19 protein-coding genes are annotated in these 18,035 nt (G+C 32.2%); 10 read left to right on the top strand and 9 right to left on the bottom strand.

Translation table 11 applies throughout. The features are described from left to right. Positions 1–322: 322 nt before the first annotated feature. The 4 genes from COI44_RS18140 (at position 323) to COI44_RS18125 (ending at position 2,659) form a co-directional block, all read left to right on the top strand. The gene (locus tag COI44_RS18140) at positions 323–1,072 is read left to right on the top strand and encodes a sulfite exporter TauE/SafE family protein (protein ID WP_098429187.1); all 750 of its coding nucleotides are present in this window, start codon (positions 323–325) and stop codon (positions 1,070–1,072) included. Between the two features lie 109 nt (positions 1,073–1,181). Next, positions 1,182–1,673: a DinB family protein gene (locus tag COI44_RS18135; RefSeq protein WP_098429186.1), complete on the top strand. Its 492-nt coding sequence runs from the start codon at positions 1,182–1,184 to the stop codon at positions 1,671–1,673. A 10-nt stretch (positions 1,674–1,683) separates the two neighbouring features. Continuing rightward, positions 1,684–2,160 (top strand): GNAT family N-acetyltransferase, encoded by a 477-nt coding sequence (locus COI44_RS18130; protein ID WP_098429185.1) that lies wholly within the window; start codon positions 1,684–1,686, stop codon positions 2,158–2,160. Between the two features lie 16 nt (positions 2,161–2,176). Then, positions 2,177–2,659, top strand: coding sequence for a methylated-DNA--[protein]-cysteine S-methyltransferase (locus COI44_RS18125; RefSeq protein ID WP_098429184.1), 483 nt, complete (start codon positions 2,177–2,179; stop codon positions 2,657–2,659). A 69-nt stretch (positions 2,660–2,728) separates the two neighbouring features. On the opposite strand, the gene COI44_RS18120 is transcribed toward COI44_RS18125, so the two are convergent. The 4 genes from COI44_RS18120 to COI44_RS18105 form a co-directional block, all read right to left on the bottom strand. Continuing rightward, the gene (locus tag COI44_RS18120; RefSeq protein ID WP_098429183.1) at positions 2,729–3,880 is read right to left on the bottom strand and encodes an AI-2E family transporter; all 1,152 of its coding nucleotides are present in this window, start codon (positions 3,878–3,880) and stop codon (positions 2,729–2,731) included. Between the two features lie 143 nt (positions 3,881–4,023). Next, on the bottom strand, positions 4,024–5,946 hold the full coding sequence (locus COI44_RS18115) for an LTA synthase family protein (protein ID WP_098429182.1): 1,923 nt from the start codon (positions 5,944–5,946) through the stop codon (positions 4,024–4,026). 234 nt (positions 5,947–6,180) lie between these two features. Continuing rightward, the gene (locus COI44_RS18110) at positions 6,181–8,058 is read right to left on the bottom strand and encodes a vWA domain-containing protein (protein ID WP_098429181.1); all 1,878 of its coding nucleotides are present in this window, start codon (positions 8,056–8,058) and stop codon (positions 6,181–6,183) included. Between the two features lie 19 nt (positions 8,059–8,077). Then, a complete protein-coding gene (locus COI44_RS18105) occupies positions 8,078–8,971 on the bottom strand; it encodes an ATP-binding protein (RefSeq protein WP_098429180.1) in 894 nt (297 codons plus the stop codon). Between the two features lie 386 nt (positions 8,972–9,357). Here COI44_RS18105 and pflB point away from each other — a divergent pair, with 386 nt between their 5' ends. The 3 genes from pflB to COI44_RS18090 all read left to right on the top strand — a co-directional run bounded on the left by pflB (position 9,358) and on the right by COI44_RS18090 (position 12,767). Further along, on the top strand, positions 9,358–11,583 hold the full coding sequence (pflB, locus tag COI44_RS18100) for a formate C-acetyltransferase (protein ID WP_098429179.1): 2,226 nt from the start codon (positions 9,358–9,360) through the stop codon (positions 11,581–11,583). An 80-nt stretch (positions 11,584–11,663) separates the two neighbouring features. Further along, a complete protein-coding gene (gene pflA / locus COI44_RS18095; protein ID WP_098429178.1) occupies positions 11,664–12,413 on the top strand; it encodes a pyruvate formate-lyase-activating protein in 750 nt (249 codons plus the stop codon). A gap of 174 nt (positions 12,414–12,587) precedes the next feature. Then, positions 12,588–12,767 carry a hypothetical protein gene (locus tag COI44_RS18090; RefSeq protein WP_098429177.1) on the top strand — a complete coding sequence of 60 codons (180 nt, stop codon included), beginning with the start codon at positions 12,588–12,590 and terminating at the stop codon, positions 12,765–12,767. Between the two features lie 106 nt (positions 12,768–12,873). Here COI44_RS18090 and COI44_RS18085 read toward each other — a convergent pair whose 3' ends face one another. The 4 genes from COI44_RS18085 to COI44_RS18070 all read right to left on the bottom strand — a co-directional run bounded on the left by COI44_RS18085 (position 12,874) and on the right by COI44_RS18070 (position 15,991). Continuing rightward, positions 12,874–12,999: a YfhE family protein gene (locus COI44_RS18085; RefSeq protein WP_098429176.1), complete on the bottom strand. Its 126-nt coding sequence runs from the start codon at positions 12,997–12,999 to the stop codon at positions 12,874–12,876. A gap of 68 nt (positions 13,000–13,067) precedes the next feature. Then, positions 13,068–13,628, bottom strand: a complete 561-nt coding sequence (locus COI44_RS18080; protein WP_098429175.1) for a GNAT family N-acetyltransferase — start codon at positions 13,626–13,628, stop codon at positions 13,068–13,070. Positions 13,629–13,945: 317 nt separating this feature from the next. Then, positions 13,946–15,076 (bottom strand): amidohydrolase, encoded by a 1,131-nt coding sequence (locus tag COI44_RS18075; RefSeq protein WP_098429174.1) that lies wholly within the window; start codon positions 15,074–15,076, stop codon positions 13,946–13,948. 18 nt (positions 15,077–15,094) lie between these two features. Beyond that, the gene (locus tag COI44_RS18070) at positions 15,095–15,991 is read right to left on the bottom strand and encodes a TIGR01777 family oxidoreductase (RefSeq protein ID WP_098429173.1); all 897 of its coding nucleotides are present in this window, start codon (positions 15,989–15,991) and stop codon (positions 15,095–15,097) included. Positions 15,992–16,070: 79 nt separating this feature from the next. On the opposite strand from COI44_RS18070, the gene recX reads away from it, so the two are divergent. Further along, the gene (gene recX / locus COI44_RS18065; RefSeq protein ID WP_098429172.1) at positions 16,071–16,886 is read left to right on the top strand and encodes a recombination regulator RecX; all 816 of its coding nucleotides are present in this window, start codon (positions 16,071–16,073) and stop codon (positions 16,884–16,886) included. A gap of 209 nt (positions 16,887–17,095) precedes the next feature. Further along, entirely contained in the window at positions 17,096–17,419 is a 324-nt protein-coding gene (locus COI44_RS18060) for a YfhH family protein (RefSeq protein WP_069035247.1), read from the top strand. Between the two features lie 17 nt (positions 17,420–17,436). Here COI44_RS18060 and sspK read toward each other — a convergent pair whose 3' ends face one another. Then, entirely contained in the window at positions 17,437–17,592 is a 156-nt protein-coding gene (gene sspK / locus COI44_RS18055) for a small acid-soluble spore protein K (RefSeq protein ID WP_082459389.1), read from the bottom strand. A gap of 119 nt (positions 17,593–17,711) precedes the next feature. On the opposite strand from sspK, the gene COI44_RS18050 reads away from it, so the two are divergent. After that, a complete protein-coding gene (locus COI44_RS18050; protein ID WP_088014818.1) occupies positions 17,712–17,990 on the top strand; it encodes a YfhJ family protein in 279 nt (92 codons plus the stop codon). The last annotated feature ends 45 nt before the right edge of the window (positions 17,991–18,035 follow it).

The following is an 18,035-nucleotide window of genomic DNA, read 5'->3' as shown; positions in this document are numbered from 1 at the left end:
TCATTTAATTGCAGTTCGTCGTTTATCACACCAATTCTTCGTTTAATTGGAGTTCGTCGTTTATTGCACCAATTCATCGATTAATTGCACAGTTAGTTCCCTTATTTACGGTCAACTAACACTTATTTGTAGTGCTTTCTTAAAGTCAGTTTTTACATTTTATCAAGTTCCTCACTTTAGTGATAAAGTCCCACCCCCCTTTTAATTTCTCTCCTTAGTCCTGCTATTCCATAATCATCCACATATAATGAGGTCTTTAGTTTCCCTTTTTTTCAATATTTTGTGTATAGTAAGGATAGACGCAAAAAAGGGAGATAGGAAAATGGACTCACTATTATTACTTTTTATTTTAGGAATCGGTGCAGCAGTAGTTGGAACATTAGCAGGTGGTGGAGGATTAATTACACTCCCGATGATGATTTTTCTTGGCATTCCTATTCAAACGGGTATTGCCACAAATAAGTTTGCTTCAGGTTTGGGGTCGTTTAGTAGTATCCTTTACACAATTAAAAAGAAAGATTTTAAGGCCTCAGTCATTTTTCAATTTATATTCGTTTCGTTTATTGGTGGGGGAATTGGTGCATTTGTAACGAGTATGTTAGATGAACATGTAATGAATATTGTGGCATTAGTTTTATTAACTGGTTCATTATGGCTAACATTTGCAAGTAAAAAGTGGAACTATGAAACTACGAATAAAGGTGGTGTTGAAAAGCAAACATTGCTAGATAGGAGCATCTTAACAGGGATTGGTGTTTATGACGGGGGCTTCGGTCCAGGTTCTTCTACATTTGCAATCTTGTATTTTATTAAAAAAGGTTTTACTTATGTTAATGCAGTTCAGTTGGCTAGAGTATTAAATTTTGGGAGTTGTTTATCAGCATTTATCATATTTTATATGACAGGGCACTTCCAATGGAAAATTGCTGTGACGATGGCTGCTGCTTCAATTGTTGGTAATCAAGTAGGGTTAAGATTTGCAGAATTTGTTCCAATGAAGCTAGCTAGAATTCTATTAATTTCAGTTTCTGTTTTATTAATTGTTCAAGTAAGTTTAAAGTTATTTATATAAAAAAACTAGGTCTGTAGGTATATACAGGCCTTTTATTATTTTACTTAGAGGTAATTTTTACCACTTGGTAGAATAGCTTAATTAATCAAAATTGTAAGGGGTGAGTGTAGTGAATTTGAAGGAATATAAATGGGTAAAAGAAAATCGGGAAGCCTTGTTAAATTTTTGTGGTGAATTAAAGCCAGAGGATTTTACTCGTAAATTAGACGGGTTTGGTTTCCAAAGTGTTAGAGAAACGCTACTACATATGGCTGAATGTTATATTGCATGGATTGGATCTTTTATATTATTGAAAACGAAAAAGCCAATTACGCCAAAGGAAAACGTTGTAAATCTTAGTCTTGATGATATTAAATCAAGATTTGAACAAGCTGATTTTTTCGTGAGTGAATTATTGGATATGACAGTTGACCGTTTGAATATACCAATTGTTAGAAAGATTCCATGGAGAGATCATAATGAAGAAATATCTTTCACACCGATGAAATTGCTAGTACATACGATCACGCATGAATATCATCATAAAGGACAAATTGTCGCGATGGCTCGACAGATGGGCTATATTCCACCTAATACTGATGTTTTAGGTACCGAGGATTAAGGGGGGGGAAATGAATTTGAGATTGGCAGAAATAAAAGATATTGAGCAGTTAATTAAGATGAGATGGGATTTTACTTTGGAAGATTACGAGACTGGGAGAATTAAAGAGAATGAATACAATAACTTTTACAGTGAATGTCGTGATTTTTTACTAAATGCAATGAACAGTAAACAGTGGTATATATGGGTTGCTGAAATAGAAGGTACAATTGTTTCCCATATTTATATTGAACTTATTCAAAAAGTACCCCGACCTGGTAGAGTGACTAATCCTTTTGCTTTCATGACGAATGTATATACATTAAAGGAATATCGAGGGAAGGGGATTGGAGGAAAATTAATCTCCAAAGTTAATAAATGGGTAAGCGAAATGAAGTTCGAATTTGTTATTGTTTGGCCGAGCGAGCAAGGTGTTAATTTTTATAAGCGAAACGGTTATAATCAATGTATTGAAGCAATGGAGTATTTTCCAAATTTAGATAAATAATCTAGGAGAATGATTTATGAATCAATTAGATACAGCTTATATAGACACTCCGTTAGGTACTTTAAGGATTGTTGGAAATGAAAAAGGGGTAGCATATATTGATTTTGTCAAAGAAGAGAATGACGAAATTCAAAAATTAGTGCCACCTTCTTTGAAGGATGCAGGAAATGAATTGATTGAATATTTCAGTGGATCTAGGAAGGAATTTAGTATTCAATCAATTGCAAAGGGAACTCCTTTTCAAGAAAGTGTTTGGCGGGAACTAGTCAAAATTAAATATGGAGAAACTGCTTCATATGCAGATATTGCTAACCGAATAGGGAACCCGAAGGCAGTAAGGGCAGTTGCAAATGCAAATGCAAGAAATCCATTAAGTATCATCGTTCCATGCCATCGCATTATTGGGTCAAATGGTAAGCTAACAGGCTATGCTGGTGGACTGTGGAGGAAAGAATGGCTCTTAAATAGAGAGCAGGGAAGAGAAACATTTAAATTGTAAAAAAAAGAGCAGGAATAACGGAAGTATAAAGAGTGAATATCACTCCAACTTCATTATTCTTGCTCTTATTTATTCTTTTTGGTCGTTATCGTTGTTAATGTTAATTTCGATATTTGTTTCAATGTCGTCATCAATAATCTTATCTGCGAATTTTGCTTTTTTCCTTAAATTGATGATCCTAGATATATTAACAATCACTACTTTACAAATTGCATATGTTGGCACAGCTAAAACCATACCAAGTACACCAGCAAAGTTACCAGCGAATAATAATAATAGAATAATCGTTAAAGGGTGAATATTTAACTTTTTACCCATGATATACGGTGAGATTAAGTTTGAATCAATTTGTTGAACAATTAAAATGATTAGTACAACGAATAACGCTAATTTTGGAGAAATTAGAGCCGCAACGATCACTGCAGGAGCTCCACCAATAAACGGGCCAAAGTAAGGGATAATATTTGTAATAGCAGCTACTAACGCTAAAATTAAGGCATTAGGTATTCCGATAATACTATATCCAATAAATGTTCCAATTCCAACAAAAATACAAACAATCGTTTGGCCTTGAATGTATGAAGCCAATGTTTCGCTTGTTTCATTTGCAATATGAATTGCTTCATTCCTTAAGCTTTGTGGTAAAAAACGAGACATCGCAGCTGGAAATTTATGACCATCTTTAAACATATAAAACAGTATAAATGGAACTGTTAATATGATTAACGTTACATTACTTAAAATATTGAAAAACGCACCAATTCCACCAGTTATGCCACCGATAAATACTAGGGCATAGTCTGCAACTTTCTTTTCTAAATCTTTAATTTCAACGTAATTTTGACTTCCTAACCACTTCTCTAATAGGCCAATCTTATCTGTTGCTTCATTTACAATTGTTGGCATATTATTTACTAAATCTTTAAATTGTTCAGTTAAGGTTGGGAATACATTAATGATAGATACTACAGCAATTAGGATTAATCCGAGATAGAGAAGAAGAATGCCTATTGAACGGGGCACTTTTTTTCGCTCTAAAAAATCCACTATTGGTGCAAATAGGAAATAAAGAAAGATTGAGACAAGTATTGGTGCGAATAAAGTACTAATTAAAATAGCAATTGGTTGAAATAAGAATGATATTTTTGTTCCAACGAATAAGACTAAGAATAATAATAGTAGTTCGATCGTCCAAAATAATAACTTAGAGTTTTTATACAATTAATATCCTCCCACTATATTTTAATTAAAAAACTATGTATAAATACCATATTATAACAAAAAGAGATGCTTGTAAAAGCATCTCTCGGTGTATAAAACTAAAAATTTAATTACTAGACTGTGAGGTTGTTTTGAAGTATCTTTTACTGATTTGGTTCAGTTATTGTTTGCATTGTACCTGTTTTATGCTTGTTTCCACTGTAGAAACGGAATAAATCACCGTAAACAATATTATCTGATAGTGTGAGCTCTTTTTTGGCTTTATCAATTAATAGTTTCGCTTCTTGATCAGGAACTTCTACTTTTTCAGCAGTTAATCGATTATAAAATTCATTAGATCCAGCTACATAATAATATTTACTTGTAACGAAGCTTCCATCACGGAAAACAATGAATTCCGAATAATCTGGGCTAAATAAATCTTTACCAAATTCAATATCTGTTTTTGTATCAACGCCTAACAGATGAAGAATCGTAGGTTTTACATCAATTTGACCAGCAACCTTTGAGATTGTTTGACCTTGTTTTTGCTTAGGTAAATGAATAATAAATGGCGTACGTTGTAAATCCATATGGTCATATGGAGTAATTTCGTCTTTACCTAAGAACTGAGCCATTGCACGATTATGGTTTTCAGAAATACCATAATGATCACCATACATAACAAGAATTGTATTATCATATAAACCTGATTTTTTTAGACCTTCAATAAAGTGTTTAATTGATTCATCCATATATCGTACTGTCGTTACATAACGATCAAGTGTCTCGTCACCAGAATTATATTGATCAATGTATTGATCTTGTGGATCAAGTACGAAAGGATAGTGGTTTGATAAAGTTAAGAATCTAGTATAAAACGGTTGTTTCACTTGTGATAAAAGAGGAAGTGATTGTTTAAAAAAATCTTCATCCTTTAATCCCCAGTTTACTGAATTTTCATCGGTAATATTATAATCTACTTCATTAAAGTAGCGATCGTAGCCTAAAGAAGGGTACATTACATTTCGATTCCAAAAGCTTTTATTATTTGCATGGAAAACAGCTGAATAATATCCTTGATCTTTTAAAATTTCAGGAGTAGCCATATATTCGTTATTTGCATGGGTAAAATAGACAGCACCGCGATCTAATGGATATAAAGAGTTATCAATAATGAACTCAGCATCAGATGTTTTTCCTTGACCAGTTTGGTGATAGAAGTGGTCAAAATAATAACTTTCTTTAATGTATTTATTTAAAAATGGAGTTATTTCTTTACCATTAACCTTTGCGCCAATTGTGAAATTTTGCATTGATTCTAAAGAAATAACAATAACATTTTTACCTTTATATTTACCGAAAAGCTTTGCATTTGCTTTGACACCGTTACTATTTACATAGTTTTCAATTTCAGTTAATTTACTGCTATCCGCAAAGGCCTTTTGTGTTGAAGTCTTTGTTTGAAGTGATAAATCATAACCTTGGTAAACATATAATCCAAGATTTTTTACAAGCATTTCACGATCAAACGAACGAGTAAGCAATTCAGGTCTTTCCATTTCAGCTAAACCTAAGTTTAAAACTGCAATTGCAATCGTTATTAAATAATAAGTTGACTTCATAAATGAAGGTACTCGACCAGTGTTTGAAAATTTAGGAAATTTCTTTGAGATTAAATATAGGATAACAATATCAATAAACATAAAAAGAATTTTAAAGCTTGCTAGTTCTTTTACACTTGATCCTAAATCACCCATATTACTAGTTTGGAACAGCACTGGTAATGTTATGAAGTCGTTAAAGAATCCGTAAAATAAAACGTTTCCACATAATAGCAAGGTTAAAATGAAATTAATCAAAAGCGCGATCGTATTACGTTTTTTCCCTTTGAAAAAAAGTGCGATCCCTACAAGGAATAATGAGGATGCCAAAGGGCTAATAAATAATATTACATTTTGAAAGACTGTATCAATTTTTAAATCGAATCCAAACAGAGTAACAATATACGTTTTTAGCCAAACTACTAACGCAACCAGTAATACGAATCGTACACGTGAAAATGTTGCTTTAATTGAAGTAGGCATAGTCCTAATCCCCCTTAAATACAAAACAAACTAGCGGTCATTCACTAGCTTTTCTTTAAATATGCATCTCTCTAAGTCGTCAAAATTTATCGTACTCCGTTTAATTTTAAAAATCAATAGGAAATACGATTTCGTTATGTAAATCTGTTCGACAAAATATTCTAACTACCTATTAAATAAAAAAGAAATAGGCTACTAGTAAGCCTATTTCTTTTCATTTTATGGACAACTATCTTAATCTATGCTTCTTAATAGTAATTTTTTTAGCATTGGTTTTAATTGAAGTCTTAAATCTTCTGCATTTGAGGCGATTAAGTAATGGTGCTGATAAATATTTTTCATTAATTGTGAAGTTTCTTCTTGGTGTTCTTCTTCCTCAATGAAAGTACCGATTACCTCAATTCCAAGTTTTCTAGCTTGTTTAACTGCTTCATGCGTATCGATAATCCCATCCTGGAAATAATCTAATGCTGAAGGTTCGCCATCTGTAAATACGAGCAAAAATTTATGCTTTTCCGAACGTTTAGCGAGCTCTTCTGAAACAATTCGAATCATTAAGCCGTCACGATTATCCTCTTCTTCTTGAAGCTGCATGATATTTGGACCTACTGAAGGTGATAAAGAGCTTGAAAATGGAATGACTTGATGTAAAATATTTGGTTTGTTTTCTTTTGTAGCATTTGAAGCATCCTCCCAAAAGCCACTAATGCTATGAGAGATTTTTAATTGTTTTAAAGTTTCATGGAATAGAATGACGCTTTTTTTCACTTCATCCATTTTATTAAACATCGATCCCGAGCAATCAACTAATAAGTAAAAAACAGCATCTAATTCTTTCGATTCAGTTTGTTTTTTATAAAACATTTTAGGGTTTTCTTCTGTGAAAAGTCGAATCCATTTTTTATTTAACCTACCATAGTATTTATCAGTAGGTGCGTTTTGTTTATTCTCTAACGATTTTTCTATCGTTTTTCTTAGTTCTTTAACATCTTTAGACACCATTGAAGACAATGTAGAATACTGTTTCTTTTCAGTAACTGTTTGCCCAATTGCTTCTTTATATTTAATAGAAACATTACTATTGTATTTACCAAAAGGATTTTGCTGTGAAGAGGATGAATTCGTAGCCTCATAAGAATCAGTTTGTTTTGACTTTTTATTCTCTCCTTGTTTGGAGGAACCAAATGCATTTGCAATTGCCTGATCGCCGGCCTCTTCTTCTCGTGCAAAATTAGCTTTAATAGAAGTTTTTGTACCACTTTCAACTTCAAATCGTAAAAAATTATCATCTGTTTCATTATTTTTACTTTCTCTATGCCAGGTTGATAATCTTTCATCTTCGCTATTTCTTTCATCAAGACCCTCTTGCTGGTCGTCATTTTGAAGCTCTTTTACCTTACTATTACATGAAGCTAATTCGTTAATTTTATTTAATGGTAAATAGCCAAAATATGTGTGAATCATATCTTCCTTATACAGCGAAAGTAGTCTCTGCTGCACTCTAAATACAATGGAAGAAATATCACTTGTTTTCTTAGCTTCAAACGCTTGGAAAAGGATGGGTAAAATATCCTCGAGTTGTTCATTCGTCTGATAAGTTAATTGAGTAGAAGTAAGTGAAAGATAAATTAAACAAAATAATTGATCTAATTGGAAATTACGCATTTCATTTGCTTTGAATTGTGATTGAAAATAATGTCTATATATTTTTCTTCTAGTAGAAAATAATTGTCTTGTACCTGGTCTTTGATGAATAATTAACTCTTCAAGTCGGATATCCTCAAGAAGGACAAATAATTGTGTGAAAAAACTTTTTAAATGAGTTTCTTGTAATTCCTTTAGTGTCTCTTTGAATTCACTAAAATCTGAGTAATGTTTATTACCTAAAGCTTTTAAGTACACATCTGATTTCAAACCTTGTAACTGTGTACTATGCTCTTGTGTATCCCAAAAATGACTTACAGTAAATTTTTGTTCTTCATCGTCGTAATACGCCTGAAAATCAAATTCTAAAAATGAACTACGATCTTTCGAAAGAGAAATCGATAAATTTTCCATTTGAAGAAAAGTGGAAGCGTCGATTTTTTTATTGTTAAAAATGATTTGTTTCATATGTTAATCATCACTCATTTCAAGAAAGAAAATAACTTTCTGCTAGTTCTCTAACAGTCTCGCGCTCAATGTCATCACTTAATTTAGCGATAATTGTACGTTCAATTGCTCGAAGTACTGGTATATGAACAGATAAATCACATGCGTCAAGAACACCTCGAATACTTGCTGCATCTTCACTAATTCTGCCTTCACTTGCTAATGGAATTAAATCACTTGAAAAGCTTGTGAATTTCTTTAGTAGGTCTTCATCTTTAAGCTCAGATTCATCTTTTAATAACTGAAGTAATGATTCCCCGTTAATATATGGAACATCTATGATAATGAAGCGATTTTTTAAAGCTTCATTTAATTCGCTTGTTCCTACATATCCTTCATTTATTGCGGCGATTACTCTAAAGTTTTCGTCACCTTTTACTACTTCTTGAGTAAATGGATTTGTTATCATTTTTCGATAATCAAGTGCACCATGTAGTAATGGTAATGTTTCTGGTTTAGCCATGTTAATTTCATCAATATATAAAATATGACCTTTTTTCATTGCTTTCATTAAAGGTCCATCGATGAATACTACTTCAGATCCGTTCGTATTAGAGGCAATTGTGTTGTATCCAACAATACCTTCTATATCTAAATCGACTGAACAGTTTATGCTATGCATCGGTTGATAAAGCAATTTTGAAAGAGTCTCAGCTAAAACCGTTTTACCACTTCCTGTTGGACCTTTTAATAATATATTTTTACCAAGAAGAAGGGCAGTAATAGCATCTTCTAAAATCGTTTTGTCTTGAGAAACATATTGTTTTGCTCCGATTAATAATTGCTCTTCTTTTAGAACTTTTTGAATTTGTTCATTGTATATTAAATTTAATTTTTCATTAATCGAACTAGAAAGATTTAGTTTTGTATTCATAAATTACTCCTTTATATAAACAGTGTTCATTTGGATTAATCATTTGTGTATTAACCATAGTATTATCGCATATTTGGATTGTGAATGTCTTGTCCACAAATTTACATGAATATGCTAATACAGTTACTATCTTTTGAGTATAACAGTTTGTCGTTTAACAGGAAAGTTTTCGGAGTGAATTACTATATATATGAAGCAACTGTAATTTAGTGGAAAGAATTAAGTGTTTATATGAGTTAACTTTTTAACTACTTTGTTCAATGTTTCACAATATGTTCATAATACAAACGGATGTTTCAGTTCATCGTATGTTAAATTAGATACGTAATCTGTTATATACTTAATTAACTTTCTGTATTATATGCAAAAAGAGGAGGAGTAATACGATGGAACAATGGAGACAATTTGAAACTGGACGATGGGAACAAACGATTGATGTAAGGGACTTTATTCAAAAAAATGTTAAATCTTATGTTGGGGATGACTCATTTCTTTTAGGCCCAACAGATGCAACTAACAAACTATGGGATATAGTACTTAAACTATCTAAAGAAGAACGCGAAAATGGCGGAGTTTTAGATATGGATACGAAAATTGTATCTACGATTACTTCACACGAACCAGGATACTTAGAGAAAGAATTAGAGCAAATTGTTGGATTCCAAACAGATAAACCGTTTAAAAGATCATTACAACCATTCGGTGGAATTCGAATGGCTGAAGCATCATGTGAGTCTTATGGATATAAAGTTGATGATGAAATAAGCAAAATATTTACAGAATATCGAAAAACACATAATCAAGGCGTATTTGATGCCTATACATCAGAAATGAAAGAAGCAAGACGTTCTGGTGTTATTACAGGTCTACCTGATGCTTACGGGCGTGGAAGAATTATAGGTGACTATAGAAGGGTAGCTTTATATGGGGTAGATCGACTGATTAAAGATAAAATTGATACTTTAAATAAAACAACAAGTGTTATGTCAGAAGAAGTAATAAGAGATCGTGAAGAAATAAATGAACAAATCCGTGCATTAAATGAATTAAAACAAATGGCAACAAAACATGGGTTTGATATTGCTAGACCTGCAACAAACGCAAAAGAAGCTTTCCAATGGTTATATTTTGGCTATTTAGCAGCAATAAAAGAGCAAAATGGAGCAGCTATGAGCTTAGGGCGAGTTTCAACATTTTTGGATATTTATATAGAAAGAGATATTGAAGAAAGTACTTTAACTGAACAAGACGCACAAGAATTAGTCGATCATTTTGTAATGAAACTGAGATTAGTCAAGTTTGCTCGTACGCCTGATTATAATGAATTATTTTCCGGCGATCCTACTTGGGTAACAGAGTCAATCGGTGGAATAGGAATAGATGGTCGTCCACTTGTAACAAAGAACTCATTCCGCTTTTTAAATACTTTAGATAATCTAGGACCAGCTCCAGAACCTAACTTAACTGTCCTATGGTCATCAAAACTACCAGATGGATTCAAACAATATTGTGCTAAAATGTCAATTAAAACTAGCTCAATTCAATATGAAAATGATGATATCATGCGTCCGGATTATGGTGATGATTATGGTATTGCATGTTGCGTTTCCGCTATGACAATCGGTAAACAAATGCAGTTCTTTGGCGCACGTGCAAATCTTGCTAAAGCATTGTTATACGCGATTAATGGTGGTAAAGACGAAAAGTCAAAAGCTCAAGTAGCACCTATGTATGCTCCGATTACATCTGAGTATCTGGACTATGAGGAAGTAAAGGTTAAGTTCGACGTTTTATTAGATTGGTTAGCAGGCTTATATGTTAATACATTAAATTGTATCCACTTTATGCATGATAAATATAGCTATGAACGAATTGAAATGGCCTTACATGATGCAAATATAAAACGTACTATGGCAACAGGTATTGCAGGATTGTCAGTATGTGCTGATTCATTATCAGCTATTAAGCATGCAAATGTTAAAACAATTCGAGATGAGAATGGAATCGTTGTTGATTTTGAAATTGAGGGAGAGTATCCAAAATACGGGAACAACAATGATCTCGTAGATGATATTGCAGTAGAACTTGTTGAAAGCTTTATGGCAAAAGTAAGAAAGCATAAAACATATCGTAATTCAATTCATACAACATCAGTGCTAACGATTACGTCTAATGTTGTTTATGGTAAAAAGACAGGTAATACACCAGACGGAAGAAAAGCAGGAGAACCATTTGCTCCTGGTGCCAACCCGTTACATGGTCGCGATACAAATGGAGCTCTAGCATCATTAAATTCAGTAGCGAAATTACCTTACGAAGATGCACAAGATGGAATTTCAAATACTTTTTCAATCGTTCCAAAAGCTTTAGGTAAGGACGAGAGTACACAAATAGTAAACTTAGTAGCAATGTTAGATGGATATACAGAAAAAGGTGGTCATCACTTAAACGTAAATGTATTCAATCGAGAAACATTAATGGATGCAATGGAACATCCTGAAGAATATCCGCAATTAACAATTAGAGTTTCGGGTTATGCAGTTAACTTCATAAAACTAACTAGGGAACAACAAATAGATGTAATAAATAGAACTTTCCACGGTTCTATGTAATAATCTCTGTTTTTCAAGCCTAGTGGGGGACATGCTTCACTAGGCTTTAATGTTTTTACTAAATGAGGAGGAGAATGACAATGATTTCAGGAAATATACATTCAATTGAAACTTGTGGAACTGTCGATGGGCCAGGTCTTAGATATGTAATTTTTACGCAAGGATGTTTATTAAGATGTCAATATTGTCATAACGCAGATACGTGGAAAATTGGAGCAGGAAAAGAAATGTCAGTTGATCAATTAATGAAGGATATCAAGACGTATATTCCATTTATGAGATCATCTGGAGGTGGTGTTACGGTTAGTGGAGGAGAACCATTATTACAATTAGACTTTCTATTAGAACTGTTCAAATCTTGTAGAAAAAATGGGATTCATACAACGATTGATACCTCTGGTGGATGTTTCAGCACTGATCCAAACTTTCTTTTAAAATTAGACGAAGTATTAGAATACACTGATTTAGTATTATTAGATTTAAAGCATTTTGACGAAAAAAGACATATAAAACTTACGGGAAAATCAAATGTGCAGATTAAAAATTTTGCAAAATACTTGAGCAAGAAAAATATCCCGGTTTGGATTAGACATGTCTTAGTTCCTGGAATCACCGACTCAGAAGATGATCTAATAAAACTAGGTAGTTTTATAAACACTTTAGGTAACGTGGAAAAAGTAGAAATTTTACCATATCATCAATTAGGAGTCTATAAATGGGACGTATTAGGATTAAAATATCCTTTAAAAGATATTCAACCACCATCAAATGAAAGTGTTAATCATGCTTATCAACTATTAACTCAAAAGAAAGAATTACAAACTTGTTAATAAAACTAATTACGTTGAACTGTCCTTTAAATGTTAGGCGTCTAACATTTAAAGGACAGTTTATTTAATAAGCTTTTTATTATTATTTAGACGATTGACTAAAATAAATTTGAGGTTAGTGAATATAATGAAAAATAGTTATTTATAGTTTCTTATTTTAAAGGGTGAATTTTTATGAAGGAGTTTCGTTTTTCTTGGTATGTTTTACTAGATGATCAGAATGGAATCGAAGGGGGATCTTTTGTTCGAGGAGAAAAAATTGAAGATGAAATGCATCGAATAAAAGAAAAACTTAGTAAGGAATATTATGTTAGACCGTCATCTGTTTATATTATTGAATCAAGTGAAAATTAAATAAGATATTGTAAATTTTGAAAGTTGTTTATACGGAGTATTACTGTTTATAAAGTTATTCTAGAAAAACAAAAAAGGCTTCCTAAGAAAGCCTTTTTGAATAAAATTATTTGCCTACTCCATTAAAATTAGTATAACCTGCAGCACGATCAGCTTTCTTAAATTCCTTTGCATATAATACTTCTTGAGTAGAACTTAAATTACGTCTCGTTTTATCTTTTCGTTTATCCACAAAAAACACCTCGCTAAGTTATAAAATCCTTAGTAAGTCTCTCCATTTTTTGTGGCTGATATACTAAATTATGCTTCTTTTAAATGCGTAACTTCATGTTGTTGGTAATCTTCACGCATTGTATGCAATAAATAATTGTCTTTGGTAATTTCAAATAAATCGTAAATTTCTTCATTTTGATTAATTTCATCATATAAACATTTACGTGATTCATTTGCTAATGATGCGTATGGTAGTTTACTTGCAGCATAAAAAGAGCGTTTATTAACTTTACGAATACGCATAAAAATAGAGTTGATTCCTAAATCGTGAAATAACTCATGGAAGAAAGCGTCTTTTGCTGGTTTGTTATAACCCATTCCGTGAAAAGGTTTGCCTAACCACGTTCCTAAAAAGCCATATCCATCTTCAATATCATGTAAAGAAATGTTACCAATAGGGTTACCCCACTCATCTAAGATTGTTCTTGATATCATTTTTCCTTGTTCTTCTAGTTCGATTGCCTGCTTTGTGATAAATAGAAATTCTTCGTACGAATTTGCTTTATGACGCACAAAGGGAAAGACATCATGATGCACCATAAGTTCAAAAAGTACAGAACAATCTTGTAAATCTCGCTGTTTCAGCATCTCTACTCCTCCTCATAATAAGGGTAGCGAAAGAAGGTTACGCCACCCGCGAAATTTTTGTGAGGACTAAACAATAAAATTTAAAGTCCTGTGAAGTGCATTAAATATGAATAAATTAAGAATAATTTTTTAATGCACCCTAAAATTTCGGGGTGGGAATCGAACCCACTAGGACCAGCGATTTACTGGTGGCTCACCATTTGCCTTTCCCGTTAAAATACTATATAAGAAAAGTGTTTTCACACTTTCTATTTAATTTACCGCAAACGTTCTTACTATACTATAATAAACGATTTTGTTCAAATTGCAAACTAAAATTATTCGATATTTTTATACACAATTCTACCATCTATGACAGTGAGTAATGGTTTAGCCATATAATGAAACGGATGATGGGACCATAATACTACATCACCATCTTTACCAATTTCTAAGCTACCAATTCTATGAGATAAATTAAGATTTTTTGCTGGATTAATCGTAATTGCTTTTAGTGCTTCGAGCTCAGGTAAACCTTCGCGAACTGCGATAGCTGCACATACATTTAAATACTGAATTGGCGTATAAGGATGGTCAGTTGTAATTGAAACACTTACCCCAATATCAGCAAGAGCTTTGTATGTAGTCCAGGATTTATTTTTTAATTCGATTTTTGAACGTCTAGTTAATGTAGGACCAACAGATACTTGAAGGTTTCGATCCTTTAGATGGTCAATAATTAAATGACCTTCTGTACAATGTTCAATTCGTATATCTAAGTTAAATTCTTCGCCAAAACGTAAAGCTGATAAAATATCATCTGCACGATGAGCATGAATTCGTACTGGAATTTCTCTATTTAAAGCTTTAATAATTGGTAAAATTCGAAAGTCATCTGGGTTATGCGAGTTTTTAGCTTCATAGAATGCTTCACGAAGCATTCCCATAATACCCATTCTAGTAATTGATTCTTTATTCCCGTTACTGTGAGTTCTTTTTGGATTTTCACCAAAAGCGATTTTCAATCCAGACGGTTCTTGAATAATCATTTTATCGACACTTTTACCATATGTTTTAATTGTACAAGTTGTTCCACCAATTACATTTCCACTACCAGGCATAATATGAGCTGTTGTAATTCCATGTTGGATTGCATCAGTAAATGCAACATCAAGTGGCAATATTCCATCCATTGATCGAATATGTGGAGTCAATACTTCAATTGTTTCATTCGCGTCATTTCCAGCCCAACCAGTTCCTTCGTCATATAGTCCTAGGTGAGTGTGTACATCAATAAAACCCGGAAAAAGCGGTTTTCCTGCACATTCTATGACAATTGTTTGATCTTCAATCGAAAAAATCTCAGGTGCAATTTCTTTAATTTTCCCATTTTCAATTAACAGGTCATGGTTATATAAAACTTGAGATGTAATAGGGAAAATGGTTGCATTTTTAAATAATAGATTCATGATAAATCCTTTCAAATACTAATTTAAAGTTAACAGTAAAGCTTCTTTTAAAGATGGGAATTGAAAGTTATAATTAGTTTGAATGGCTTTAGAAGGCATAACTTTTTGACCTTCTAAAACTAGCATACTCATTTCACCTAGTAATAATTGAAGGGCAAAATTTGGAACTTTCAATATATTTGGTCGATGTAAAGCTGCTGAAAGGGATTTGCTAAACTCATTCATTGTTACTGGATTTGGTGACACTAAATTGATTGGCCCTCTAATTTCGGTATTTTTTATTGAATGAAGTATTAGTCCAACAACATCCTTCTCATGAATCCAAGATATCCACTGGTTACCTTTTCCGATTGGACCACCAATAAATAGTTTATAAGGCAAAATCATTTTTGGAAGTGCTCCACCATTTAACCCTAAAACAAGACCAAATCTAGCGAGTATAGTCCGAATTCCTAGTTCTTCAGCTTTTCTGGCAACAGTTTCCCATTCTCTTACAGTTGATGCTAAAAAATCATTTGAAATAGGCTTGTCATGTTCATTAAAAGTTATTGACCCGGAGGTTCCATAAAACCCTATTGCGCTAGCATTAATAAAAAGGTTTGGACGATGGGCTTGTCTTTCAAACCAAGTAATTAGAATATTTGTTGATTTTATACGACTTTGTAGAATTTTGTCTTTTAATTGTTTAGTCCACCTACCGCTGTTTATTGATTCACCAGCTAAATTAATGACTACATCAATTGACTCCCCAAAAGAATTCGAGGTTAATTGATCCCAATTAATATAAGTAATAAATGGATTAGATGATGTTCTTATATTTCTTGTGACAATGTAACATTGAAATTCATGTCGGATAAATTCATTTATTAATTGAGATCCAATAAACCCTGTACCGCCTGTAAGAAGAATCTTCATCCACGCATCTCCTTAATTCATAATATGATATTATTATTTTTATGTGTACATAAAAACAAAATTTCTTTTGAGGTAAATTATGTCTATAATTACGAAAATTCAAGTTCAAAAATTAAATAAAGAACGATTTAATATTTATACAGATAGTGGTAATGGTGAAGAGTATTCGTTTAGTATAGACGCTGATACTCTTGTTAAATTTAACATAAAAAAAGGTCAATCATTTGAGCCATTTGAACTAGAAGAGATATTAAATGCCGATCAACTTAGAAAGGCATATCTTTCTAGCATTGTTTACTTATCTCGAATGATGAGAACAAAAAAAGAAATAGAACAATATTTAACAAAGCAAGAGTTCTTAATTGATACAATACAAACTACAATTATCCGACTTGTAGAAGAAGGGTATATTAATGAGGAAAAATACGCTGAAAGTTATGTCCGTACGTCTATTAATACGACATTGAAAGGTCCAACAATCATTAAGAATGAATTACTAGCAAAAGGGATTCACAATTCTGTAATAGAGAAAAGCTTAATTTTATTTTCAAAAGATAAACAAATTCAACATGCTATTTCACTCTGCCAAAAAAAAGTTTCTGCACTTTCGAAGTACTCAACAAATCAAAAAAAGGCAAAGCTTGAAGAACTTTTGAGAAGAAAAGGATATTCTGCAAACATCACTTCGATTGCAATTGAAGAAACACAATATGAAAGTGAAGAAGATGAAGAATTACAAGCTCTATTAATACATGCTAGAAAAGCGAAAAAGAAATATGAAAAATTAAGTGGTTGGGAATATAATCAAAAAATGAAAACAGTATTATTTCGAAAAGGTTTCCCAATTGATTTAATTGAAAAAGCAATTTTAATTTTAGAAGAGGAAGAATACTAAATTAATTGAGTATATAGACAATGTTCAAAAAAATTGATTTGAAAGACTGATTGCAAGCGCTTGTCTGTCGAGGCGCGAAGTTACCCTAGACAGAAAATGAGCACTGCAGAAAGGCGAGCGTTTGTCGACAGTCTGAAACTAAATTAATTGGTTGTCTGTTATTAGCTTGATATAATAAAAATATCTAAATGATTTAGAGGAGACTTAAAATGGAAATTCCAAAACGATATAGTGACTTAACGAAAGATGAATTAGTTCAAGAAATCAGCAATTTGAATCATCAAGCTAGAAAAGCTGAACAAATGGATATGATCAATGAACTTGAAGTTATACTTCGTAAAAAAACGATGGCTCAATCATATTTATTAGACGCAAGTCAATTTATTCCTGGCGAGCAATATGAATTAATTGAAGAACCTGGTGTATTATTTATGATCACATATATGAATGGTATCTTTGCTTGGGGCCATAAAAGCACTAGTGAAGAAGAAATAGGAATCCCAATCGCATTATTAAAGAAACCAGGGATGTAAAACCCCTGGTTAAATTTCTATTCATCACGATTACTTTTTGCCATACGATCTTGTGGATTTGTATTAATGCTCCCATTTGGACGGATAGAAGCATTTTGTGATTTGTAATCTATATTACCATCAATAGCCATATCATGCTTTTGTTTTGAAAAACGTTCGCTTTTTGTTGTCATTAAAAAAACCCCCTAGTGATTAAAAACTTATTGATGAAATGAACCATCATCAATATGATGACCATTTTGAATTTAGATATGATGATAATAAATGTTTAAAAATTGGAAGGTGTAATTATATGGAGAAATATTTAGAGCAATTAACTGAGCTATTACTAAAAGAAAATAGTCATTTAACATACTCACAAGCAAAAATTTGGGTTGAATGGCTATGGGAAGATTTTGAAGCAACTTATGCTAAAGCTGGAGAATATCATGGAGAACAAATGTCTAAAAAAGTTGTTCAACAATTTATTTTCCAATATGGAAAATATTTGCATGAAACAGATATAAAAATTGCAAAGCCACCAGGTTTAGAAATTATAGAAACGAAAGAAAAGGATAATCTTCTTCACTAATTAAATAACCCTTAGCAAAAAATTGCTAAGGGTTATTTTTGGGTT

Origin of the sequence: Bacillus sp. AFS088145 (genome assembly GCF_002564465.1) — a bacterium.
Taxonomy (GTDB): Bacteria; Bacillota; Bacilli; order Bacillales; family Bacillaceae_G; genus Gottfriedia.
Note: the sequence above shows the minus strand (reverse complement) of the source record. Positions and strands in the feature narration are given on the sequence as shown.